General features: G+C 48.5%; 17 protein-coding genes and 1 riboswitch. Of the genes, 13 read left to right on the top strand and 4 right to left on the bottom strand.

From position 1 onward, the window contains the following. Window positions 1–13 precede the first annotated feature (13 nt). Entirely contained in the window at window positions 14–613 is a 600-nt protein-coding gene (locus LIZ87_RS11455; RefSeq protein WP_227147106.1) for an arylmalonate decarboxylase, read from the bottom strand. 431 nt (window positions 614–1,044) lie between these two features. Between LIZ87_RS11455 and LIZ87_RS11450 the strand changes: the two genes are divergently transcribed. The 7 genes from LIZ87_RS11450 to adhE all read left to right on the top strand — a co-directional run bounded on the left by LIZ87_RS11450 (window position 1,045) and on the right by adhE (window position 11,736). Next, entirely contained in the window at window positions 1,045–2,388 is a 1,344-nt protein-coding gene (locus LIZ87_RS11450; RefSeq protein ID WP_227147101.1) for an SLC13 family permease, read from the top strand. A 128-nt stretch (window positions 2,389–2,516) separates the two neighbouring features. Further along, window positions 2,517–3,713, top strand: a complete 1,197-nt coding sequence (locus LIZ87_RS11445) for a molybdopterin molybdotransferase MoeA (protein ID WP_227147098.1) — start codon at window positions 2,517–2,519, stop codon at window positions 3,711–3,713. A 35-nt stretch (window positions 3,714–3,748) separates the two neighbouring features. Next, the gene (locus LIZ87_RS11440; RefSeq protein ID WP_178313676.1) at window positions 3,749–4,738 is read left to right on the top strand and encodes an ornithine cyclodeaminase family protein; all 990 of its coding nucleotides are present in this window, start codon (window positions 3,749–3,751) and stop codon (window positions 4,736–4,738) included. Window positions 4,739–4,901: 163 nt separating this feature from the next. Continuing rightward, entirely contained in the window at window positions 4,902–6,194 is a 1,293-nt protein-coding gene (locus LIZ87_RS11435; protein ID WP_178316021.1) for a UDP-N-acetylglucosamine 1-carboxyvinyltransferase, read from the top strand. A gap of 73 nt (window positions 6,195–6,267) precedes the next feature. Continuing rightward, complete coding sequence (locus tag LIZ87_RS11430) at window positions 6,268–7,116, top strand: amidohydrolase family protein (RefSeq protein ID WP_227147095.1); 849 nt, start codon at window positions 6,268–6,270, stop codon at window positions 7,114–7,116. A gap of 300 nt (window positions 7,117–7,416) precedes the next feature. Further along, window positions 7,417–7,572, top strand: a riboswitch (SAM riboswitch). Between the two features lie 99 nt (window positions 7,573–7,671). After that, window positions 7,672–8,868, top strand: coding sequence for a methionine adenosyltransferase (gene metK, locus LIZ87_RS11425; protein WP_178315639.1), 1,197 nt, complete (start codon window positions 7,672–7,674; stop codon window positions 8,866–8,868). A gap of 255 nt (window positions 8,869–9,123) precedes the next feature. Continuing rightward, window positions 9,124–11,736 (top strand): bifunctional acetaldehyde-CoA/alcohol dehydrogenase, encoded by a 2,613-nt coding sequence (adhE, locus tag LIZ87_RS11420; RefSeq protein ID WP_227147093.1) that lies wholly within the window; start codon window positions 9,124–9,126, stop codon window positions 11,734–11,736. A 118-nt stretch (window positions 11,737–11,854) separates the two neighbouring features. On the opposite strand, the gene LIZ87_RS11415 is transcribed toward adhE, so the two are convergent. Together LIZ87_RS11415 and LIZ87_RS11410 are read right to left on the bottom strand one after the other, a co-directional pair. Beyond that, window positions 11,855–12,988, bottom strand: coding sequence for a WYL domain-containing protein (locus tag LIZ87_RS11415; RefSeq protein WP_227147091.1), 1,134 nt, complete (start codon window positions 12,986–12,988; stop codon window positions 11,855–11,857). 7 nt (window positions 12,989–12,995) lie between these two features. After that, window positions 12,996–14,318, bottom strand: a complete 1,323-nt coding sequence (locus LIZ87_RS11410; RefSeq protein WP_227147089.1) for a WYL domain-containing protein — start codon at window positions 14,316–14,318, stop codon at window positions 12,996–12,998. Window positions 14,319–14,494: 176 nt separating this feature from the next. On the opposite strand from LIZ87_RS11410, the gene LIZ87_RS11405 reads away from it, so the two are divergent. Then, window positions 14,495–15,730: an RtcB family protein gene (locus LIZ87_RS11405; protein WP_227147141.1), complete on the top strand. Its 1,236-nt coding sequence runs from the start codon at window positions 14,495–14,497 to the stop codon at window positions 15,728–15,730. A 612-nt stretch (window positions 15,731–16,342) separates the two neighbouring features. Next, window positions 16,343–17,452, top strand: a complete 1,110-nt coding sequence (locus tag LIZ87_RS11400; RefSeq protein WP_178316324.1) for a slipin family protein — start codon at window positions 16,343–16,345, stop codon at window positions 17,450–17,452. Window positions 17,453–17,469: 17 nt separating this feature from the next. On the opposite strand, the gene LIZ87_RS11395 is transcribed toward LIZ87_RS11400, so the two are convergent. Next, complete coding sequence (locus LIZ87_RS11395) at window positions 17,470–18,408, bottom strand: LysR family transcriptional regulator (protein WP_227147086.1); 939 nt, start codon at window positions 18,406–18,408, stop codon at window positions 17,470–17,472. 138 nt (window positions 18,409–18,546) lie between these two features. Between LIZ87_RS11395 and LIZ87_RS11390 the strand changes: the two genes are divergently transcribed. From LIZ87_RS11390 to LIZ87_RS11375, 4 genes are all read left to right on the top strand, one after another. Further along, on the top strand, window positions 18,547–19,596 hold the full coding sequence (locus tag LIZ87_RS11390) for a uroporphyrinogen decarboxylase family protein (protein WP_178316325.1): 1,050 nt from the start codon (window positions 18,547–18,549) through the stop codon (window positions 19,594–19,596). A gap of 106 nt (window positions 19,597–19,702) precedes the next feature. Then, a complete protein-coding gene (locus tag LIZ87_RS11385; protein ID WP_178316326.1) occupies window positions 19,703–20,887 on the top strand; it encodes a hypothetical protein in 1,185 nt (394 codons plus the stop codon). A gap of 29 nt (window positions 20,888–20,916) precedes the next feature. After that, window positions 20,917–22,032: a 4-hydroxybutyrate dehydrogenase gene (locus LIZ87_RS11380; RefSeq protein ID WP_227147083.1), complete on the top strand. Its 1,116-nt coding sequence runs from the start codon at window positions 20,917–20,919 to the stop codon at window positions 22,030–22,032. 219 nt (window positions 22,033–22,251) lie between these two features. Next, the gene (locus LIZ87_RS11375) at window positions 22,252–23,241 is read left to right on the top strand and encodes a LacI family DNA-binding transcriptional regulator (RefSeq protein WP_178316328.1); all 990 of its coding nucleotides are present in this window, start codon (window positions 22,252–22,254) and stop codon (window positions 23,239–23,241) included. Window positions 23,242–23,429: the final 188 nt, after the last annotated feature.

Genomic DNA, 23,429 nt, shown 5'->3' with positions numbered 1-23,429 from the left:
ATTTTGTCCTTTCTTAACATATTTTTGGCATCAAGGCAGATAGGCTGCCCAATGCAGGCAGCACAGCTCCTACGCGGCTGTGGCGCAAGGCGCTCCAGAGCGCGGCCTGATGGCTGGTGACAACTGGAATTCCAAGAGCTTTTTCCAACGAGGGAAGAATCTCCAGGGTAGCTAATTCCATGCCGCATAAAAGGAAAACATCGGCGCCCTTTAATTCTGTGTGGATGGAATGCTGGTAGAGGAAATACTCAGTGGCGGCCTCTATATGCAGGCCGGAGCATGTATATTGGTCCATATCCATAGCCGCAATATTTGTAACCTCAAAACCTCTGTCCTCCAGATATTCCCTGACTGATCGGTTATCAGCCTCGCTATAGGGAGTCAATACTGCTATTTTCTTTGCATTAAGAGCCGTAAGAGCTTCCACGAGGGAGGTATTTACAGTGATCGCCGGAACGCCGCAGGTCCGTTTGATTATTTCAGCAGATTCCATGTCAAATGATATGCCTTTCGAAAAGCTTTTCCTGCCGCCGTCAAAAAGGGCGAGATCAATATCATAGCCATCATACAAAGCGGAGCTTTTCTCCAGACATTCATGTTTGTCCAACTTCATAGAGCAAAAGCTGACTCCTTCTGGTGCATAAATATGGAATGCATGTTCGGCGCTTTCACCCATGGGGGAAATAAAACCGATTTTCGCTCTCCAACCGTACATAAGTAACCCCTTCCTTTCAAAAAATGTAATTGTATATTTATCAAACAACAATCCTGTGGAGAAGTCAAAATCATTTTATGGTTGACAGATAGCGAAAAAAGGGCATCCCATTTCTCTTCTTTTTTAGATGCGGTCGTGCTAATATCATTGTAACGGCCGGAAAATAATGCAAAACAGGAGGGTATAAGATGGGGAATGTTAGTTCTGGATCTAATACGGCAATAAAACAAAAATACAGTACAAGATATGTGATCAATAGTGTTATAACACTCTTTTTTATGTTTGGCTTTGGCCATCTTCCGGCTTTCAGTACCTTGACTCCGGTCGGTATGAAGGTTTTGGGTGTCTTTATTGGGGTTATATGGGGATATTCTACCTGTGAGGTGATATGGCCGTCTCTGTTCGGCATCATTGCCTTTGGAATATCGGGATACACTACTATGGGAGAGGCGATCACATCTATGATGGGGCACAATACCGTGTTCCAGGTGCTCATGGGCTTTTTGAGTGCAGGCGCCCTGACCTATTATGGATTTGGCAAATGGTTCGTGTCCTGGTCCTTATCAAAGAGTATTTTTAAGGGAAGGCCCCTCCTTTATACATGGTGCTTTTTCATCTGTTTTGGATATGCGGCATTTATCATCACCCAGATCCAGCTTCAGATCCTGCTCTATGTGGTATGGGTTGATATTGCCCTGATATGCGGGTATAAAAAGAACAGCCCATTTATCTACGCAGGCCTTACAGGTATTCTGTTCAGTACAAGCCTTGGCTCTTGTCTGGTTCCGCACCAGAGCTGGAAATTTGGACTGGCAAAGAACTGGGGAGCTTTGACAGGCGTACCCTTAAATTTTGGCTTTATGGGAGTAGTCGATTTTATCCTTATACTGGTCAGTGTGACCCTTTATGTGTTATCTCTTAAATATGTGTTCAAGATTGATTTTGAACCTATGAAGCAGTTTGACGGGAGCAGGCTGGATATGGAGAGCCAGAAAATGCGTCCGAGGGTAAAGCGTATATTAGCTGTTTACAGCCTTACGGTGATCACCGTCGTACTGGGAAATACATTCCCTTCGGGAACCTGGCTTAACACATTTGTAAATACCACCATGACAGGAGCTGGCTGCTTCTGCGCGTGTGCAGCTATTTTACTGCTGCTTCCCAGCGGTGAAAATGACGGAAAGCCCTGTATTGAGTTTAATGCGATCAAAAATTCTGCGATCAGCTGGCAGGTCATCTTTATGTGCGCAGTTACTTTGCCCATTGCAACAGCAGTTACCAGCAGCGACTGCGGTATACTGGAATGGATCACTACTCTGTTTGCACCTGTTTTTGCAGGAAAAAGCAGTATTTTTATCCTGCTATTTACAGTAGTATTTGGTATGCTTTTGACAAATGTGGGATCCAATATTGCGTTCGGCTCTGCGCTGATCCCAATTATCGCACCTTTTGCAGTAGCCAGTGGCATGAATCCGCATATTGTCGGTGCCGCCCTGATCTTTACGGTAAATCTGGGCATCGTTCTTCCCGGCGCATCGGCACCCGCATCCATCTACCATTCCAATGAAAATATTCCGGATGCAAAGACAAGGGTGAAATTTACAGGTTTTGCATGTCTGATTTTATTAGTAGTGGAAGTAGTTACGTATTCGATTATCAACGCTGTATTCTAATAAAACGTGGCGGAGGATCCATATAAAAAGCAAAGGGTATATACGTGGCGGCTTTGCCATGAAATACCCTTTGCTTTTCGCATTTATGCCGAAAAGGGTTTTCCGGCTATGGAAAGGAGAGACGGGATTTGAAAATTTCAATTGAACAGGCGACCGGGCTGGTATTGGGCCATACATCAGTTTTGGAGGAGGAGCAGACGCCTCTTGAGGACTCTATAAACAGGGTTTTGGTCAGGGATATTTATTCTGCAATCGATCAGCCGCCCTTCGACCGGTCGCCTTTAGATGGCTATGGGGTAATTTCTTCCGATATAGAAGGAGCCTCCCATGAAACGCCTGTTGTATTAAAAGTAGTGGATAAACTTTATGCAGGTATGGCCTCCGATATACCTGTTCTGAAAGGGCAGGCGGTACGCCTTATGACAGGGAGTATGATTCCGAAAGGGGCGGATTGCATTATAAGACAGGAGGACACTGATCTTGGAGAACAGTACGTATCAATTTACAGGTCTTTAAAGGCGGACAGCAATTACTGCCATATAGGTGAGGAATATGAGGCAGGAGCCGTTCTATTAAAAAGAAGGCTGAAAATTGATGCGGCGGCTATTGCAGTTGCCGCAGGAGCCGGATTAACATCCCTCCCTGTCCGCCGCCATGTGAGAGCTGCCGTTATATCTACGGGAGATGAAATATGCAGACCCGGCGAAAAACTGCCTCCCGGAAAAATATATGATTCCAATGTAAGTTATCTGTCAGTAAGACTGAGCCAATTGGGGGCAGTGGTGACAGAGAGGATTTCGGTGGAAGATAATGTAGATAAGATCGCAGCATTGCTGGAGCGCGTAGCAGCTGGGAATGATCTGGTGATAACAATGGGAGGAGTATCTGTCGGACAGAGGGATTTGATGGAGAAGTCAATGGAGGCAGCAGGGGCAGAGATCGTATTTCATGGAATTGATATGAAGCCCGGTATGCCGACACTCTTTGCCGTAAAGGGGAGAACCTTGTTTTTGGGACTTTCAGGGAATCCTTTTTCTGCCGCAGTACCCTTTGAGCTGCTTGTCCGCCCTATGTTTTCCAAAATGCTGGAGGATCCTTCTCTTGAGCTTAAAAAGAAAAAGGCACGGGCAGCAAATGATTTTACTAAGCGAAGTCCCAGCCGCAGGTTTCTGAGGGCCTGTTTCCAAAACGGTGTAGTATATATGCCTCAAAAACAGGGAAATGGGCAAATGCAGACAATGGTAGGGTGTAACTGCCTGATCGATATTCCTGCCGGGACAGATGAAGTATGGCGGGGAAATGAAGTGAACATGATAAGAATATAGTTGCGGCAGAAGATAAGAGAGGAGATAAAGTCCATATGGATATACGGGAAGAGCTGTTATTTATTAATGAAAAGGAGGTTTTGTCCCTCCTCACTGCAAAGGATGCAATTGAAGCTGCAGAGGATACCTTCCTTCATATTGGAACAGGAGATATCACAGTGGGAAACATGTCTATGATGTTTGTGGATCCCGATAGGAAAAACAATTTCCATTCCATGCCGGCGATCATCCGCCATAAAAAGATTGCAGGAGTAAAATGGATCGATACCTATTCTGCACCGCTTCCTGGTTATCCCTTCAGTCATGGAAATCTTGTTATTTTAAGCGATATTATAACGGGATCTCCCATTGCAATTGTGGGAGCCACGAATATTACGGCCATGCGCACAGCCGGAGGGCATGGCGTAGTACAGGCAAAATATCTGGCACAGCCGGAGCCAAAGGTGCTTTCTGTTATAGGATGCGGCTCCCAGGCAAAGGCAGGCATAAGAGGATTTTTGACACAGTTTCCATCTCTCAGACAGATCAGGCTCTTCAGCCGGAGCCGCCAGCCTATGGAGCAGGTCAGAGGAGAGTATAGGGACAGAATAGAGGTAGTGCTCTGTGACAGCCCTGAAGCGGCAATAGAAGGGAGCAATCTGATCCTAATGGCGTCCGGCGCTGTTACTCCTCTGATAACAGCAGATATGGTAACCCCTGGTACGACCATCATCGGAATTGAGGGCTTTCGGGATATGGATCCCCAGATCGCAAAATTGGCAGATAAATGGTATCTAGGCTATAAGGAGCCTGATAAAAGTATTTTAAATGGAGCGAGGCTCAATCCGGGGCATTTGCTGGAAAGCCAGGATGTATTCGGCGATATGACGGAGCTTTTGAGCGGGAAGATACCGGGAAGAGAAACAGAAAGAGAAATTATTGTATCCACCCATATGGGAATGGGAGCTCATGATGTAAATTGCGCATTCACTGTGCTGAAACGTGCAAGGGAAAGGGGGGTTGGCCAGATCCTTTTCCTCTCCTGAACCTCCGTATCAATGGGCAGCAAAAATGCTTTCCCTTTACAAATCCGATTCTTATGGTATAATCTAAGAAGATGTAAATGAATTGTGAACAAATAGTTACGAAATTATTGTCACATAGAATGATAGCCAGAATTGGTTTTTAAATAAATATCAGAGGTATGGAATGGAGCAATATGTAATAAAAGGCGGTAATCCGCTGGTAGGTGATGTCACCGTAAGCGGAGCCAAAAATGCGGCGCTGGGTATCCTGGCGGCTTCTATCATGACAGATGAGAGTGTCCTGATTGATAATCTTCCTGATGTCAAGGACATTAACGTGATGCTGGAAGCAATTCAGGAAATAGGCGCGAGAGTTGACAGGATTGACCGCCACACTGTACGGATCAATGGGAGCAATATCAAGGAAGTTTCGGTGGACGATGAATTTATACGGAGAATCCGTGCTTCCTATTATTTTATCGGCGCTCTGTTGGGCAAATACAAGAGTGCGCAGGTTCCTCTTCCGGGGGGATGCAACATTGGCAGCAGGCCCATTGACCAGCATATCAAGGGCTTTCGGGCCTTAGGTGCAGAGGTAGTGATCGAGCGGGGGGCAGTGATCGCCCACGCCATTGACCTGGTTGCCAGCCATATCTATCTGGATGTGGTCTCTGTGGGAGCTACCATCAATATTATGATGGCCGCAGCCCTGGCAGAGGGGCAGACCATATTGGAGAATGCAGCAAAGGAGCCCCATATCGTAGATGTGGCAAACTTCTTAAACAGCATGGGAGCTAATATCAAGGGAGCCGGTACAGATACCATCCGTATCCGTGGAGTGAACAAGCTTCACGGTACAGAATATTCCATTATACCGGATCAGATCGAGGCAGGCACATTTATGTGCGCAGCAGCAGCCACCAGAGGAGATGTGATGGTGCGGAATGTGATCCCCAAGCATCTGGAGGCCATCTCCGCAAAGCTTATGGAGATCGGCTGTGAGGTCATTGAGTTTGATGACGCAGTGAGAGTAGTCGGAAAGCCCAACCAGAGGCATACGGATATTAAGACGCTGCCGTACCCCGGCTTTCCCACAGATATGCAGCCGCAGATGGCAGTTACCCTGGCATTGGCAAATGGCACCAGCATGGTGACAGAGAGCATTTTTGAGAACCGTTTTAAATACGTGGATGAGCTTGCCCGCATGGGAAGCAACATCAAGGTAGAAGGAAATGTGGCCGTTATCGACGGTGTAAAGGGCTTTACAGGGGCTCAGGTCAATGCGCCTGACCTGCGGGCCGGAGCAGCCCTGGTGATAGCCGGACTGGCTGCTGACGGGTACACGGTCGTTGATGAGATCGGATATATCCAGAGGGGCTATGAGTGCTTTGAGGAGAAACTGCAGGGTCTGGGAGCCATGATCGAGAGGGTAGATTCCGATAGGGAAATACAGAAATTTAAGCTGAGAATCGGATAAAAGACAGCAGGAAATGTGTAAAAAAAGCAGACGCATTTCCTGCTTTTTGATATGTCAGAAGGAGGGAAAAAGGATGCCGGAGGGATATTCTGGTCCGATCATTGACGCCCATCTGCACTATGTAACAGGGGATGGATATTTTGACAGGATCGCCAAAGAGGCTGGTCATGAGAATAATGAAGATCACTTAAAAAGGGAGTATGAAAGGCATGGGATCGTCCACGGCATTGTTATGGGAAACCGCTCGCTGGAACTTTCCTTCCACCGGTATCCGGAGTATTTAAGCTATTGTATCGGCCTTGACAGCACCTATCTGAGAACAGCCTTAGAGGACGGCAGCAATGGAAATAAGATGCTAAAACAGGCAGCAGATCTGGCGGAGCAGCACTTAAAAAGGGAAAATTGTGTGGGGATCAAGCTCTATCCCGGCTATCATCCGGTGGCTGTCACAAATGCCTGCTATGAGCCCTTTTATGATCTGGCAGCGGCCTATAAAAAGCCAGTGGCTGTCCACACAGGAGAGACAGCCGGACCAAAGGCTATTTTAAAGTACAGCCATCCCTTAACGATCGATGAGGCGGCGGCCCTTCATCCAAAAGTACAGTTTGTAATGTGCCATTTTGGAAATCCCTGGCTGAACGATGCGGCTGCTGTGATGAGCAAGAACCAGAATGTGGCAGCTGACCTTTCCGGCCTTTTGGAGGGAAGCGTGGATGTGGACGGCCTCTACAGGGACAAGGCAGGCTATCTGGGAATGCTAAAAAGCTGGCTGGAGTATTTTGATTACCGGGACGTGATGTTCGGCACTGACTGGCCTTTGGCAAATCTGGGAGACTATATAGAATTTACCTGGAAGCTGGTTCCTGAAAAGCATTGGGAGCAGATATTTTATCAAAATGCTGCCAGGATCTATGGAGTATGAGGCAGATATTATCCCGGCTTTTTTCGGTGTTACTGTTCGCAGCCCGGCTAAAAAGCAGCCGTTCTGTGAACAATAACGCGCTCCGCGATGCACACAAACCGCAAAAAGCGCGGTTTGGCGCCGCAAACCCTCGGGTTTTCTGTGGCTTCCGCTGCGCTTCACTCACAAAAAACACCTCGCGGGATATCGGCTGTGAACAGTAACTTTTCGGCTGCTATATGATAAAAATAGTGGTTGACATATATGCATAAATGCTATAAGATATGGTAGGTAATAAAAGCAAAATAAGTTCGTAAATATCCCTTATTCAGAGTGATGGAGGTACAAAGGACCTGTGAAGTCACGGCAACCCCGGTTGAGCATGGGTAATCATGCGAAAGGGCCGGAAGGTGCCAACCTGAGCGAGGAGTATATGTCCATATTACATGGGCAGCATACTTGATCGAGCAATAAGAGGATTTGAAGATCACAACATTTTCAAGTCCGCAATTGCTGCGGACTTGTTTTTTGCTACATTTTAGGAAACTACTTATACTATGAAAAGGAGAGAAAACGATGGAAAGAAGACTATTTACCTCTGAATCCGTAACCGAAGGCCATCCGGACAAAATGTGTGATGCCATTTCTGACGCTATCTTAGACGCATTGATGGAGCAGGATCCCATGAGCCGTGTGGCATGCGAGACAGCTACCACCACAGGCCTTGTGCTTGTAATGGGCGAGATCACCACCAACGCCTATGTGGATATCCAGAAGATCGTGCGCGAGACTGTCCGTGAGATCGGATATGACCGTGCAAAGTACGGCTTTGACTGCGATACCTGCGGCGTGATCACTGCCATTGACGAGCAGTCAAAGGATATCGCCCTGGGCGTGGACAAGGCTCTGGAGGCAAAGCAGGCAGGAGAAAATAACATGTCTGAGGAGGAGCTGGATGCCATTGGTGCGGGAGACCAGGGCATGATGTTCGGCTTTGCAAGCAATGAGACAGAGGAATATATGCCATATCCCATTTCACTGGCCCACAGGCTGGCCAGAAGGCTCACAGAGGTAAGAAAGAATGGAACACTGACCTATCTCCGTCCTGACGGAAAGACGCAGGTGACAGTGGAGTATGACGAGAACGATAAGCCGGTGCGCTTAGATGCTGTGGTTCTGTCCACCCAGCATGATGAGAACGTGACCCAGGAGCAGATCCATGCAGATATCAAGAAATACGTGTTTGATGAGATCCTTCCTGCTGATATGATCGATGAGAATACCAAATTCTTCATCAACCCTACAGGGCGCTTTGTGATCGGCGGACCTCACGGAGACAGCGGACTTACGGGACGTAAGATCATCGTGGATACCTACGGCGGATATGCCCGTCACGGCGGCGGTGCTTTCTCCGGAAAGGACTGCACAAAGGTAGACCGCTCCGCAGCCTATGCAGCGCGCTACGTTGCTAAGAACATTGTGGCAGCAGGCCTGGCTGACAAGTGTGAGATCCAGTTATCCTATGCCATCGGCGTTGCGCATCCAACCTCCATTATGGTAGACACCTTCGGTACAGGAAAGCTGGGCAATGAAAAGCTGGTGGAGATCATCCGTGAAAACTTCGACCTGCGCCCGGCAGGTATCATCAAGATGCTCGACCTGCGCCGCCCGATCTACAAGCAGACAGCCGCTTACGGACATTTTGGCCGCAATGATCTGAACCTTCCGTGGGAGAAGCTGGATAAGGTGGAATTGCTAAAAAATTATCTATAATCTGTTAATAAAAGATCAATAGGGGGTCCGCATCTTTGTCAGGTGCGGATCCTTTTTTTGAGCATTATTTCCATGGAAAAAGAGATAAAAAAAAATTTATAAAAAAAATAGCAATTATGTATTGACATTTTTTTAACGAAGGCGTATAATGCAAACAAATGAAATTGTTAATTAATTATCAATCATAAACCAAACACAACAAGGCAGGTACACCCCCAATGTACTGCGAACACAAGGAAAATGGAGGAAAAGGAAATGGCAAAGAAAGTCCAGCAGGTTGTTCCGGAAATCATTGACAGCGTAGAGGGCCTCAACGCGAAGATGAACGCGATGCGTGAAGCTCAGAAGGTATTCGCTACCTTTACCCAGGAGCAGGTGGATAAGATCTTTTTCGCAGCAGCAAGCGCTGCCAATAAGATGCGTATCCCCCTTGCAAAAATGGCAGTAGAAGAGACCGGAATGGGCGTTGTGGAAGACAAGGTGATCAAAAACAACTACGCATCAGAGCATATTTATAATGCTTATAAGCATACACCTACTGTTGGTGTGATCGAGGAGGATAAGGAGTACGGCATCAAGAAGATCGCAGAGCCGATCGGAATCATTGCAGCTGTTATTCCGACCACAAACCCAACATCCACAGCAATCTTTAAGACCCTGATCTCCTTAAAGACAAGAAATGCGATCATCATTTCCCCACATCCACGTGCAAAGAACTGCACCATTGCAGCAGCAAAGATCGTTCTGGATGCAGCTGTAAAGGCAGGGGCACCGGAGGGAATCATCGGATGGATCGATGTTCCTTCTCTGGAGCTGACAAATGAGGTTATGAGAGATGCAGATCTGATCCTGGCAACAGGCGGTCCCGGCATGGTTAAGGCTGCTTACTCCTCCGGCAAGCCGGCATTAGGCGTAGGCGCAGGCAATACACCGGTTATCATTGACGACACAGCAGACATTAAGCTGGCAGTAAACTCCATCATCCATTCTAAGACCTTTGATAATGGTATGATCTGTGCTTCTGAGCAGTCTGTAACTGTTCTGGAGTCCATTTATGAGGATGTAAAAAAGGAATTCCTTTACAGAGGCTGCTACTTCTTAAAGCAGGGTGAGATCGACAAGGTCCGCAAGACGATCATTATCAATGGCGCATTAAATGCAAAGATCGTTGGACAGTCTGCCTACAATATCGCAAAGCTGGCCGGCGTTGATGTGCCTGAGGATACAAAGGTTCTGATCGGTGAGGTAGAGTCCGTTGATATCAGCGAGGAGTTCGCACATGAGAAGCTGTCTCCTGTACTGGCTATGTACAAGGCAAAGACCTTTGACGAGGCCCTGGATAAGGCAGAGCGCCTGGTAGCGGACGGCGGCTACGGCCACACCTCCTCCCTGTACATTGATGTAAATGAGACAGAAAAGAGAAGAAAGCACGAAGAGAGAATGAAGACCTGCCGTATTGTCATCAATACGCCTTCCTCTCACGGCGGCATCGGCGACCTGTACAACTTCAAGCTGACTCCGTCTCTGACCTTAGGATGCGGTTCCTGGGGCGGCAACTCTGTTTCTGAGAACGTTGGCGTGAAGCATCTGCTGAATATCAAGACCGTTGCTGAAAGGAGAGAGAACATGCTGTGGTTCCGTGCACCTGAAAAGGTATACTTCAAGAAGGGCTGCCTGCCAGTGGCCTTAAGAGAGCTTAAGGACGTAATGAACAAGAAGAGAGCCTTCATTGTAACAGACTCTTTCCTGTATAAGAATGGATATACAAGCGTTATTACAGACCGTTTAAATGAGATGGGAATTACCTACACGGTATTCTCCGATGTACAGCCTGACCCCACACTGGCAAATGCACAGGCAGGCGCAAAGCTCATGAGAGCATTTGAGCCGGATGTGATCATCGCAATGGGCGGCGGCTCTGCAATGGACGCAGGCAAGATCATGTGGGTTCTCTATGAGCATCCGGAAGCAGATTTCATGGATATGGCAATGCGCTTTATCGATATCAGAAAACGTGTATACACCTTCCCGAAGATGGGCGAGAAGGCATACTTTGTAGCAGTTCCAACCTCCTCCGGTACAGGATCTGAGGTAACACCATTTGCTGTTATCACTGACCAGGAGACAGGTATCAAATATCCGTTAGCTGATTACCAGCTGCTGCCAAATATGGCAATCGTTGACACTGACAACATGATGAGCCAGCCAAGAGGCTTAACAAGTGCATCCGGCGTGGACGTTCTGACACATGCACTGGAGGCTTATGCTTCTGTTATGGCTACAGATTACACAGACGGCCTTGCATTAAAGGCAATGAAGAACGTATTTGACTACCTGCCCACTGCTTACAATGAGCCAGGAAATGTAGAGGCACGCCAGAAGATGGCAGACGCATCCTGCATGGCCGGTATGGCATTTGCAAATGCATTCTTAGGCGTATGCCACTCCATGGCACACAAGCTGGGCGCTTACCATCACCTGCCACACGGCATTGCAAATGCACTGCTGATCTCTCTGGTTGTTGAGTATAATGCTGCTGAGAATCCACGCAAGATGGGCACCTTCTCCCAGTACCAGTATCCGCACACCCAGGCAAGATACGCAGAGTGCGCACGCTTCTGCGGTATCCAGGCAAAGGACGATGCTGAGGCAGTGAAGAAGCTGATCGAGAAGATCGAGGAGTTAAAGAAGGCAGTTGGCGTCAAGTCCTCCATTCAGGAGTACGGTGTAGATGAGAAGTACTTCTTAGATACTCTGGATGAGATGGTAGAGAATGCCTTCGATGACCAGTGTACCGGTGCCAACCCAAGATATCCTCTGATGAAGGAAATCAAAGAAATGTACTTAAAAGCTTATTACGGTAAATAATCGAACCCATTGTGGGTAATACCTTTATCCTTTGTGTTTGGAGCGGGCCGTCTGTCGGAAGACAGGCGGCCTGCTCTTTTGCTGTGTACAGAGGATGCAGAAGAAACGGAGAGGCCCGCTAAATAATGGGATCATAAAGTAAATGGTGCTGTCTCTCAACCCTTGCCCGCAGCTTTGCAAGAAAGGGCTTTGGTCCCAGGACTTCAACTACGGGGCCAAAGGAGAGGATGTCGATCAGAAGCTCTGTCTCGTCTGCGGTATCGTAGTAGATAGAACAGAGCCAGCAGTGGTTTTCCTCATCGTATTCTGTATGCTTTTCGTAGTTGGCAAAGTGGAGCATGGTGCGCTCTAAGGAGTTTCGTTCGCCGCTGATCTTTAGGAGGACAGGGATCGTGGTCTTGTTCACGGGCTGGAATCGCAGGGACTGAAGGGAAATTTCAGATCCTTCTGCAGGTCCTTCCGGGGAAAGGCGGCAGTCTTTGATGCGGGCCAGATTTAAAAAGGTATTCTGGTTAAAGCGGCTGCGGCCGTATCTGAGGCAGCAGAGGCGGAATTTGTCATCCTTGGAGGAGTATTGGAGCTGGCAGGGAAGAACCTTAAGGTGCTGCAGGCGCCTGCTTTTTCCTTCATAGTCGGCAAAAAGGATTTTGTTTTCACGGAGTGCCTCAAGGATGGTCTGGAAACGTGCCCTGTAGTCAGGGGACGCATAGGGGTCGCCGTCCCGGTAGCGATCAAAATAGTGGAAGTTTTCCTGTTCGTAGAGGGCGGGAATGTCTTCCAGCTCTCTCTTGATCTGTATAAGCTCCTCATCGTCAAAGAACAGGCAGAAACGGCTGTCCTGTAAAAGAGCCTTGATCCATGATTTCTGGAGGAAAGTCAGAGGGACAGCGGGCGGCGGGGAGGAGAGGACGGAGGAATAGGCTTGCTGCATCTGTGCGGTGGCCTGGCCTGTGTGGGAGGCGGCTCGCTGTAGCTTGGAGGAGGTATGGGTCATGTGGAGATTGGCCTGCTGGCGCTCAGAGGAAGTCCGGCCTGTATAGGAGTTTGCCCGTGTAGAACAGGAGGCGGGCTTCAGCAAAGGCCATGTCCCGTTAAACAGCTTCGGAATGATCGTCAGGGCGCTCTCCTCAAAGCCGTAGGAATGGCACAGCTTTTCCATCTCCCGGCGGGTAATGGGGTGCTCGGAAGCTTCCTTTAAGATATGCCTCACCACATTATAATAGCTGCTGTATACCTTATCAAATAATTCCATAGCGGATCTACCCTTCTTCCTTTTTACAATACATGTTGTACATGGAGTCCCAATCGTGGATGATCTTTGCAATGGCAAAGCGGTTGGAGCCCTGGATATCAAGCACCCGGCCTGTAAAGCTTTTGATCCAGGACAGCATTTCATTGGTGTCGAAAAAGAGGCCGGTGTAGAGATATTCGTTGTCCCGTATTTTGAGAACCTCGCCGCCGCGGCCTTCGCGGTACAGGCGGTTTAAAACATGGGGCTCTTTTTTTTCGTCTATGTAAAGCTTCACACAGATTTCTTCTATGCGAGACTGTCCGCCTCCGAAGGACACTCCCCAGCATTTTGCTATATTTTTATTGAGATCCCTCTGTATTTCCTCATAGTTTTCAAAGGGATCTCCTATGCGCACAGCGCTTATGCTGTCCAGCCGGGCATTGGAAAACCGCCTTAAGCGGGGCAGATAGAGGCAGACATAGCGCCGCCCGGTGCAGGTGCTGACAAATATTTTAAGGGGCAGGCCTGATATGGTCGTCACATTGCCGGTACGGCTGCTTTTGTTTTCGTATTCAATGACGCAGCGGCCTTTGATCGCCTCCAAAATAGATAGAAGCACCCCATCCTCCAGCGTATGGACAATGAAATGATGCTTAAATTGAAAGAGTTCATTTGACACATCCTCCCTGTCCAAAATGGTGCTTCCGATCATGCCAAAGGGAGCTGCCTCCTGGAAAAAGGTTATGGCTGTTATGAGGCGGTCCCAGAGAGAGGGGGAGCCGGGGGCAGAGCACGCCAAAGCGGGGACAGCGGAGGAATGAGTACCTGGATCAGAAAAGCCGGCACTGGGGATATTAGAAGCAGAGGAAGGCATCATGCTGTAAGCCAGATTCTTCCCCTCTTTTTTTGCTTCGAGAAGCCCCAGGCCAGCATATTCCTTCAGCTTCAGCCGTACGGTCTGGCTGTCAAAAACAACCCCATACTCCTTTGATATGCGGTCACAGAGTTCACCGGCTGTCAGACCAGTTGGACAGCCGGCCAGAAGGTCCAGGAGAAAAAAGTGCAGAAGGATGTCATTGTCCGTAAAGCTTTTTGATTTCCAGGCAGCATACAGGGGGTTCTGGGAAATGGCTTTGCTGTCCACATTGATGTATACCTTCTTTCCCTTTGAGGTATACTCTGAGGTAGTATAGCCGGATAGCCAGCTCTCGATCCGGCGGCGCTCATTATCATAGGTTCTGGCACTTTTGGTATCATAGTCATTTCTTACCTTGAAGCCATAGATGTAGAACTGGCGCATATAGTCCCGTATCCTGTCAAAATTCTTGATAAGCTCTTGAAACTCTGCCATGTCTCCTCCTGTCTGTATAAAGGGGATATCCCCAGGCATTTTGCTGCCTGAACAGTTACAAATGGTGTAATATTCATTATAAATGTCATCCATGGAAGTTCGCAACTTTTTTTAAATGATTTGCAAGGGAAAATACTTTAAGATATCAGTGAAGGAAATGAAAGGATGTGAGATATATGTTTGTGATGTATGAGAAGGATAAAATGAAGGTTCCGGTAAAAATATGGCTGAAGGATGAAAAGCATTTGGAGGAATCCTGTAAGGAGCAGGCATATCATCTGTCACAGCTTCCATTTCTCCATAAATGGGTCAGCCTGATGCCCGATACACACGCCGGTATGGGAATGCCGATCGGTGGGGTGATCGCCGCAGAGGGAGTTATTATTCCAAATGCAGTGGGAGTGGATATTGGCTGCGGAATGGCTTACACGGAAACAAATATTAAGGTGGATGATATTAAGGAGATCATAACAGGAAACGGAAATCTGATCCAGGCAATGATCGGAGATATCATGCGGAATGTGCCTGTGGGCTTTGCCCATCATAAGATGATGATGCCCTCCTATACCATGGACTGTGCCTTTGAAGAAATGGACCAATATGAGGAGGATGGGGAGCTGTTGGGGCAGCTGGAGGCAGGCTATTACCAGATCGGTACATTGGGAGGCGGAAATCATTTTATTGAGCTTCAGGAGAATGATAGGGGCTATCTTGCGGTGATGATCCACTCCGGAAGCCGGCATTTTGGTAAGTCTGTCTGTGACTATTTCCACTACAAGGCCAGACAGCTGAACCAGAGATGGTACAGCCAGGTGCCGGATGAATACCGCCTGGCATTTCTCCCGGTGGATACCAGGGAGGGACGGCAGTACCTGCGCTGGATGCAGCTTTCTATGGATTTTGCAAAGGAAAACAGGGAAAAAATGATGCTGGCAGTAAAGGCGGTGCTGGAAAAATGGATTGGAAAATATACGGAGCTTGACCTGGAGTTTTCAGGGGATATCAACTGCCATCACAATTATGCCGCCCTTGAGACACACTATGGAAAAGAGGTCTGGGTCCACAGAAAGGGCGCTGTCCGGGCGGAAACCGGGGAGCTGGCAGTGATCCCAGGCGCCATGGGTTCTTACAGCTATGTGGTAATGGGAAAAGGAAATCCGGAGAGCTTCTGCTCCTCCTCCCACGGAGCAGGAAGACAGTATTCCAGAAAGGGAGCTATGGCAGCATTTTCCTGTGAGGAGGTCATGCTGGATCTGCAGAAGCAGGGTGTGATCCTGGGAAAGAAGGGAAAGGCGGATGTGGCAGAGGAGAGCCGATTTGCCTACAAGAATATCGAGGAGGTCATGGATGACCAGCAGGATCTGGTGGTGCCGGTGAAAAGGCTTCGGACGGTGGGAGTTGTGAAAGGATAGATAAGAGGTCCGGCGCCTGTCACGGGACAGGAGGGCCGGTTTCCAGATACAGGCAGACTGCCCAGGAGAGGAGCTTCCTTCCGGCTCCCTGGCGCTGCCGCCTTTGGCGGTGGGTGTTCCGGCAGCTTGCAGAAAATGGTCCGGTAAAGACCACAAATATGATTTGTCGTGGGTTCGACTCCCACCGTGTGTTGGACACGTAGCTAAGTGGTTATAGCGATCAGGAAAAGACACTACCAATGTCTCAAGGAAGGAAAAGGAATGCCCATGCTCCGGCTTTTATGGAGAAGTGCCAGAGGAACAGAAAGCAGAAGGCTGTCCGGCAGGCATATTCCAAAGGAGCAGTCTCTGGCAGGCTTGCGCGGCCTGGATGGCGTATCGGCAGGATGCAGGAAAAAACAGGAGTCGTATTTGCAGCGGGTATTTAGGCAACAAGAAGATTTCCGGGATATTCCTGAAAAATGCCGGTACTTAAAGGCAGCCCCCGTGCCGGGGATGGAGCAGGGCAGGTCCTTTTTCTGGTCAGGCAGATACGCCGGCTTTTGTAAAGTGATGGAGTGTAAGCCGCCTGGCATATGCAGGTTTACAGCGGAAAGAAAGGTGGGAAACAATATGAAGACGTATAAGATCAAAGAGCAGGAGTGCGGATATCTCCTGAAAAAGGGAAAATTCGTTAAAATTTTAACAGTAGGTACCTATACCTTTTTTGACATCGCAGGCGCGGAGGTACAGATCGTCCCCATGAAGGGAGAGGTAAAGACCTGCGATATCCCGGAGGAGATCCTAATGAGGGATGAGACGTTCGCTTCCAGAGTAGTGAAGGTGGAGCTTCCGGATACCTCCATTGCCATCCGCTTTGTCAATGGAGCTTTTAGGGAGGTCATCACAAAACCGGAGGCCCTATACTGGAATGTGTTTGAGAAAAATGAGTTCCAGGTGATCGATATTACAAAGCCCTGTATGGAGGAAAGCCTTCCCAGGATGTACATGGACCTGATGCCCTCCAAATATTACAAGAAGATCGTGATAAAGGATGGAGAAGTGGGACTGCTGTACTTTGACAACTGGTTTGAGAAGCGGCTGGAGACAGGAACGTACTTTTTCTGGAACTATGGAAAGGAAGTCACCTGTAAGATCTTTAACATGAAGATACAGCAGCTGGAGATATCAGGACAGGAGATCCTCACAGCGGACAAGGTAAGCGTAAGGCTGAATGTGGTCTGCAATTACAGGATCACAGACCCGGAGCGGCTGGTAAAGCTGGTGGATGGGGCGGCAGCCCAGCTCTACTCCTATGCCCAGCTCGTGCTGCGGGAATACATTGGCCGGTACCGCCTGGATGAGCTTTTAGCCCAGAGGGAGGAGATCAGCCGGTATGTGGGAGAAAAGATGAAGGAGAAGGAGCAACAGCTCTGTGTGGAATTCATTGGCGCGGGCATCAAGGATATCATCCTTCCCGGAGAGATCAGAGATATCATGAACACGGTGCTGATCGCAGAAAAGCGGGCCCAGGCAAATGTTATCATGCGCAGGGAGGAGGTAGCCTCCACCAGGAGCCTTCTGAATACAGCGAAAATGATGGATGAGAATAAGACCTTGTTTAAGCTGAAGGAGATGGAATACCTGGAGAAAATCTGCGATAAGGTGGGAAGCATCACCATCAATGGCGGAGGCAGCGTGCTGGAGCAGCTGGCGGAGCTGGCAGGAACACAAAAATCATAGTCCCTGAATCGTTACCCTTATTCTACCTCTGCCAGAAACTGGGCAGCGGCCTCCTGGATCGCTGTTACCAGCTCCTGAAGGAAGGGATACTGATGGCAGGCGCGTCTGGAATAAAACAGGCAGAAATCTCCTTTTGTATTTCCGTTCTCAAAGGGAATGTAGACAAGCTCTCCCTCGGATACTCCCTCGTACCGCTTCAAAAGCGGATAATAGGAAAGAGCATACACATCGGATTGGGTGCGGGCCAGCTTGATCACACTGCCTACCGATTCTGTCTGGATCACCTGTGAAGGGGATACAATGGGAATGATCTCATCTAACAAAGGCTGCAGGGCCGCGGACGGGGCTTCCAGTTTGGATTTGAGGGCAAGATATTGTCCCTTTAGGTCCTCTGGAGTCACTGTCTTTTTTTGTGCAAGAGGATTATTTTTATTCACAAGACAGCAATATTCCCCGTGGGATAAAATGAGGGGCTTGTTCCCCTGGGCATGTATGCATTTTTCCATCAGCTCTTCCTGGCTGCATACAAAAAGAGCCAGGACAGGCCGTTCTGTATCCTGGGAAATATATTGCTCCGGCGTACTGGTGTCAGCACAGTTGATCTTCAGGCTGGGGTGGAGCTTTTTAAATTGAAGAACGATCTTTGGAAGAATAAAGTTTGGAAAGGACGCCTGGATATAAATGTCCACCACCCGCAGAGGAAGGTTTTCTGAAAGACTCAGCCAGCCATTGTAATATTCTACGATCTGTTTTGCCTCTGGAAGGATCTTTTTTCCGGCTTCCGTGAGCTGGATCCCCGATTTTGTCCGGTGAAAAAGCTGCACACCGATCTCCTTTTCAAAGAGCTGCAGCGCTTTGGTAAGGCTTGGCTGGGCAATATACAGCTTTTGGGCAGCCTCGTTGATGGACTGTGATTCCGCCAGTGTAATGAAATATTCCAGAGCCTTGATCTTCAAAGCCGATCCCCTCCATTGTTCTGTTATAGCTTTTTTTTATATGGTTGGATTTTATATATATTATCCAAAATTCTGCTTCTATGATAACATGATTATAACAAAAGTGTCAATAAATTATCAAACAAAGGAGATCCTGCTATGACAAAACGTGAACGATTTCTCAATTTTCTGGGGAATAAGCCTGTAGACCGTGTCCCTGTTGCTTTTTTCCATCATTTTCTGGAGGATTGGACTGATTTTGGAAAGGGCATTGAAAATGATGAGGTATTTGAAAAGAATATTGAAGGCCATCGCATTGCCCGTCAGTTCTTTGATCCCGATGTAGCGAAGATCATGAATGATTCCCTGATGCTCATGCCCGTGGAAGCCTCATTTGTAAAAACCTCCGCTGACCTAAGAAAAATAGAGCCTCTTTCCCCGGATTCCAAATTTGTGAAGAGGACTCTGGAATTGACAAAGCGGGTGCGGGAGATTTATGGGGATACCGATGCTCCGGTGTATGCCACCAGCTTTTCTCCTACGCTGGTTTTGCGCAGTGCGCTGCCTGAGGGGCGCAGGCCAGGACTGGGCGGTCCTGAGACTGTGATCAAACATTTTATTGAGGAAGATCCGGAAGCTCTGGGAGAAGCCTGCAGGGCTGTAAGCGAAGGGATCATAGAGCTGAACCGCCTGCTTATGAAAGAAGGCGGCGTAGATGGAATCTATCTGAGCGTGAATAACCAGTCCGGCTTTTTCCCGGAGGAAGTATACAGAACCTATATCTCACCGTATGAAAAGGCTGTTCTGGATGATGCCAACAAGCTCAGCAGCATGAATATCCTTCATATCTGCGGCTTTATCGGTCAAGGAAATGACTTAAACCTGTTTACAGGCTTTGATGCAGCTGCTTATAACTGGGCTGTCCACACAGAGAAGGTTTCCCTGAGCGAGGGCAAAAAGCTCTTTGGAGGAAAGCCTGTCTTCGGCGGCTTTGAGCAGAAGGGTGTTCTTTACAAGGGCAGCCGGGAAGAGGTGGAGGAATACGCTTATAAGATCCTTGATGAGGCCGGACAGGTGGGCATTATGCTGGGTGCTGACTGTACGGTTCCGGCAGATATTGATGATTCACGTATCGAGTGGGTGCGCCAGGCCGCTGTCAAATACGCCAGCCAGCCCGTAAGAAGGATGAAGTACCAGGGAAGATCTTAAAATCCCGGAAGCTTACAGTGCATTCAATAGGAAAAGTCATCCGGGCCATATGCATTTCCTGAAAATGCAGTATGGCCGGATGACATGATAGAAAGGAGATTATACTATGGAGAACTCAAATAAAAGCAGCCTTGCAAAGACATTTTCCATCTGGTTTGGCATCGGAGCCCTGATGTTCGGCACCTACTGTGGGGCCAATATGGCATCCGGCGTATACGCATCTGCATATATTGTAACCCTGGGCGGAGGCTGGTCTCTTGTGTGGCTGGGGATGTTCTTTGCTTTTATGACCTTTTTCTGCGCGGTCAGCCTGGTGTTTATCCGTATTTACAAGGTAAAGAACTACAATCAGTACTATCTGGCACTCTACGGCGTACATAAACCGGACGCTAATCCGGTTATCCGCGGAGGAGTCACCATATTCTTTGATATTTTTACCATGCTGAAGGGTCTGGTAAACGTAGCAGCTACCGTAGCCCTGTTTACAGAGCTGATGAACGCCCTTCTGGGAATCCCCACTCTGGTGGCAAGTGCAATGGGAATCCTGCTCTTTGCAGTCCTGACCATTTACGGCGCAGGCTTCCTCAGGAAATTCAACTCGATCATGACGATTTCTCTGATCGTCTGTCTGGCAGCTATCCTGATCGCTGTCATTGCGATCCGCGGTGATGTGCTGGTAAGCCGGATCGGCAACTTCCAGGAGGGGCTGGACTGGGGAGGAACGACGGTAAAGGCTCATTTCCTGATGTTCCTTTCCTACTGCTTTAACACCTCTGCCTGGGGATCTACCTTAAGCAATTATTCCGACCAGATCCGGGACAACCGGGATGCGATTGGTTCCGGCGTCATGATCGGTGTGCTTGTTACCGCATTGTTTGCGATCACCGGCGCTATTGTTCTCCCATTCATGCCTGAGGTAATGAAAGGAACACCGATCTTAATGATCTGCCAGAATTATCTCCCCGGTGTGCTGACTGCCGTTTACTGGGTCGTAGTAATTTTCGCAGTTGCCTCCACGGCGCCCAGCTTTACCTTCAATTTTTCCAATAGGTGGGCCAGCGTATGGAAGACGGAAAAGCTTTCCCACAAGTCAAAATTCTTTATCCTGTCCCTGGGCTTCCTCTTAGCATGCGGGATCCTGTCCCAGGTAGGACTGATGGTGATCGTAAAGAAGGGCTACACGCTCCTTGGAAATATTGCACTCTTTGCCGTTATCATCCCGATCTTTATCTCCATTCCGCGTATGATAAAGCAGGATAAGGCAGATAAGCTCGCAGCCGGAAAGAATTGATCTTCCGGCAGCAGAAAGGAATAAGGATCATGAAAGAAATCATATGGAAGCCGGAGCTCTACAGCTTTGATACCTGTCAGGAATTTGTAAATGAATTCCAGCTCTGTAAAACAGATCTGGTCCTGACAAATGAATATATTTACCAGCCCTATTTTGGCTCTATGAACTTAGACTGTATGGTGCGGTATCAGGAAGCCTACGGAATGGGAGAACCCACCGACATTATGACAGAAGCTATTATGCACGATGTGGCGAAGACGGACTGCAGGAGGATCATTGCCATCGGCGGCGGAACGGTTATCGATATTGCGAAGGTTCTGGCCGTGGCAGGAGACGAAAGCATTGATGCCCTTTATGATATGGCTCCAAATCTGCCGAAACGCAGGGAGCTGATCATCCTTCCAACTACCTGCGGCACTGGCAGCGAGGTTACCAATATCTCCATCTTAAACCGCACCCGCCTCGGCACCAAAATGGGACTGGTAGGACCGGCCATGTATGCGGACACAGCCGTGCTGATCCCGCAGCTTTTGGAAAAGCTTCCCTTTGGCGTATTTGCAACCAGCTCCATCGACGCTCTGGTCCACGCAGTAGAATCCAGCCTTTCTCCTAAGGCTACATCCTACACAAAGCTTTTCGGATACAAGGCGATTGAGATGATCATCCGCGGCTATCAGGCGATCGTCAGGGAGGGCCGAAAAGCGCGTATCCCACTGCTTAAGGACTTTTTAACTGCGTCCAACTATGCAGGCTTTGCCTTTGGCACCGCAGGCTGCGCCGCAGTCCATGCTATGAGCTATCCCCTGGGCGGAAAATACCATGTTCCTCACGGAGAAAGCAATTACGCCATGTTTACCGGTGTTTTGAAAAACTACATGGAGATACGGCAGGACGGTGAAATTGCAGTTTTAAATGATTATCTGGCAGACCTTCTGGGCTGTTCTGCAGAGGAGGCCTATGACCGTATGGAGGATCTCCTGAACCAGATCCTTCCCAAAAAACCTCTCCATGAATACGGCGTTACAGAAGCTGATCTAACTGAATTCACAAAGAGCGTCATGGAAGCCCAGGGCCGCCTTATGGGGAATAACTTTGTTCCGCTGGATGAGGCGCGGGTGCTGAAAATCTACAAGGAGCTTTATTGATTTTTTTCAGAGTGCCGGATTTACCGGCGCTCTGTTCGTATTTATAGCGCAGCCATGAGCTCCGGATGCCTGGTCTGTTCTGGATTTTGGTTTCTTTTGCAACAAGGTTTCCGGGTTTGTTGCAAAAAGTTCTTGCAGGAAGCATTTTCCCATGGTACAATAAAAATAGTTTTTGGAAATCGATTGCAAAATATTGGGACAGGGAAAGGCAGATAATATATGACGATATATGATATTGCAAAGCTTGCAGGCGTTTCGGCAAGCACGGTCTCCAGAGTAGTGAATAACAAGCCGGGGATCAAGGAGGAGACCAGAAGGCAGGTGCTGGCTCTGCTGGAGCAGCATGACTACAGCCCTAATGAGACGGCCAGGGGGCTGGTGATGAAGGCGAGCAGGATGATCGGGATCCTGATCGCGGATATACGATATGCCCATCATGTGGACATTGCCTACTATATAGAGGAGGAAATGGGAAAGCATGGCTATTGCAGCCTGATCTTAAATACAGGACTCACGGATGACAAGAAGGTGCAGGCCATCAAGGTGCTGGAGCAGCGCAGGGTGGACGGGATCATCCTGGTGGGCTCCACCTTCCAGTGTGAGGCGGTGAAGAAGGCTTTAGAGACAGGCCTGTCGAAGATCCCCGTGGTGATAACAAATGGCTATGTGGAGCTTCCGAATGTAAAAGGCGTTCTGGTAGATGAGCGCGACGGAGTGGAGAACTGTGTAAAGCTGATGGCGGAAAGAGGCCATAAAAAGCTGGCCTTTATCCTTCCAAACCAGACTCCCAGCAACCTTTCAAAGCAGAAGGGCTTTATAAGCGGCATGATGGATCTGGGATGGAACAGGGAGGACATGTGGCTTTATGATTGTCCAACAACACTGGAGGACGGCTATCGGATAACGGAGCAGATACTGGAGGAGCACCCGGATGTGGAGGGGCTGATCTTTGGCGAGGATCTGTCAGCTGTCAGTGCGATCCGGGCTTTGACGGACAAGAGGATCAAGGTTCCAAAGCAGGTGGCTGTCATCGGTGTGGATAATTCCAAATATTGCGACATCTGCTATCCAAAGCTCACCTCCCTTAACAATAAGCTGGTGGAAATGAGTCTGGAGGCTGCCAGGATTCTCCTTGACAGCCTGGAGGGGCGGGAGAACCCGGATAAGATCATGCTGTTTTCCAATATTGTAGAGAGAGAGAGCACATAAGATTAAGAATCAGCATAGGGCAGGTCAAGTCTTTGAGGAGGCTGGCCTGCCTTTTTGCAGCCCATAATTATATCGATTGCAAAAATAATCGTCAAAAAGAGAAATAAAAAGCAGGAGATGACTTGCCGAAATCGCATAAATTAGTAAAAGCGCACAAAAAGTGAATTAAAAATATATAGAAAATGACA

Origin of the sequence: Lacrimispora sp. 210928-DFI.3.58 (genome assembly GCF_020554865.1) — a bacterium.
In the GTDB taxonomy this organism is placed as follows: Bacteria; Bacillota; Clostridia; order Lachnospirales; family Lachnospiraceae; genus Enterocloster.
The sequence above is the reverse complement of the archived record's forward strand: the minus strand, read 5'-3'. Positions and strand labels throughout refer to the sequence as shown.

Bases quoted from the DNA above. Each gene is read 5' to 3' on its own strand.
- LIZ87_RS11380 (WP_227147083.1), top strand. From the start codon at position 20,917: ATGAAAGAAATCATATGGAAGCCGGAGCTCTACAGCTTTGATACCTGT.
- LIZ87_RS11405 (WP_227147141.1), top strand. From the start codon at position 14,495: ATGTTTGTGATGTATGAGAAGGATAAAATGAAGGTTCCGGTAAAAATA.
- LIZ87_RS11390 (WP_178316325.1), top strand. From the start codon at position 18,547: ATGACAAAACGTGAACGATTTCTCAATTTTCTGGGGAATAAGCCTGTA.
- LIZ87_RS11430 (WP_227147095.1), top strand. From the start codon at position 6,268: ATGCCGGAGGGATATTCTGGTCCGATCATTGACGCCCATCTGCACTAT.
- LIZ87_RS11410 (WP_227147089.1), bottom strand. From the start codon at position 14,318: ATGGCAGAGTTTCAAGAGCTTATCAAGAATTTTGACAGGATACGGGAC.
- LIZ87_RS11440 (WP_178313676.1), top strand. From the start codon at position 3,749: ATGGATATACGGGAAGAGCTGTTATTTATTAATGAAAAGGAGGTTTTG.
- LIZ87_RS11385 (WP_178316326.1), top strand. From the start codon at position 19,703: ATGGAGAACTCAAATAAAAGCAGCCTTGCAAAGACATTTTCCATCTGG.
- adhE (WP_227147093.1), top strand. From the start codon at position 9,124: ATGGCAAAGAAAGTCCAGCAGGTTGTTCCGGAAATCATTGACAGCGTA.
- LIZ87_RS11375 (WP_178316328.1), top strand. From the start codon at position 22,252: ATGACGATATATGATATTGCAAAGCTTGCAGGCGTTTCGGCAAGCACG.
- metK (WP_178315639.1), top strand. From the start codon at position 7,672: ATGGAAAGAAGACTATTTACCTCTGAATCCGTAACCGAAGGCCATCCG.
- LIZ87_RS11450 (WP_227147101.1), top strand. From the start codon at position 1,045: ATGAAGGTTTTGGGTGTCTTTATTGGGGTTATATGGGGATATTCTACC.
- LIZ87_RS11415 (WP_227147091.1), bottom strand. From the start codon at position 12,988: ATGGAATTATTTGATAAGGTATACAGCAGCTATTATAATGTGGTGAGG.
- LIZ87_RS11400 (WP_178316324.1), top strand. From the start codon at position 16,343: ATGAAGACGTATAAGATCAAAGAGCAGGAGTGCGGATATCTCCTGAAA.
- LIZ87_RS11455 (WP_227147106.1), bottom strand. From the start codon at position 613: ATGAAGTTGGACAAACATGAATGTCTGGAGAAAAGCTCCGCTTTGTAT.
- LIZ87_RS11435 (WP_178316021.1), top strand. From the start codon at position 4,902: ATGGAGCAATATGTAATAAAAGGCGGTAATCCGCTGGTAGGTGATGTC.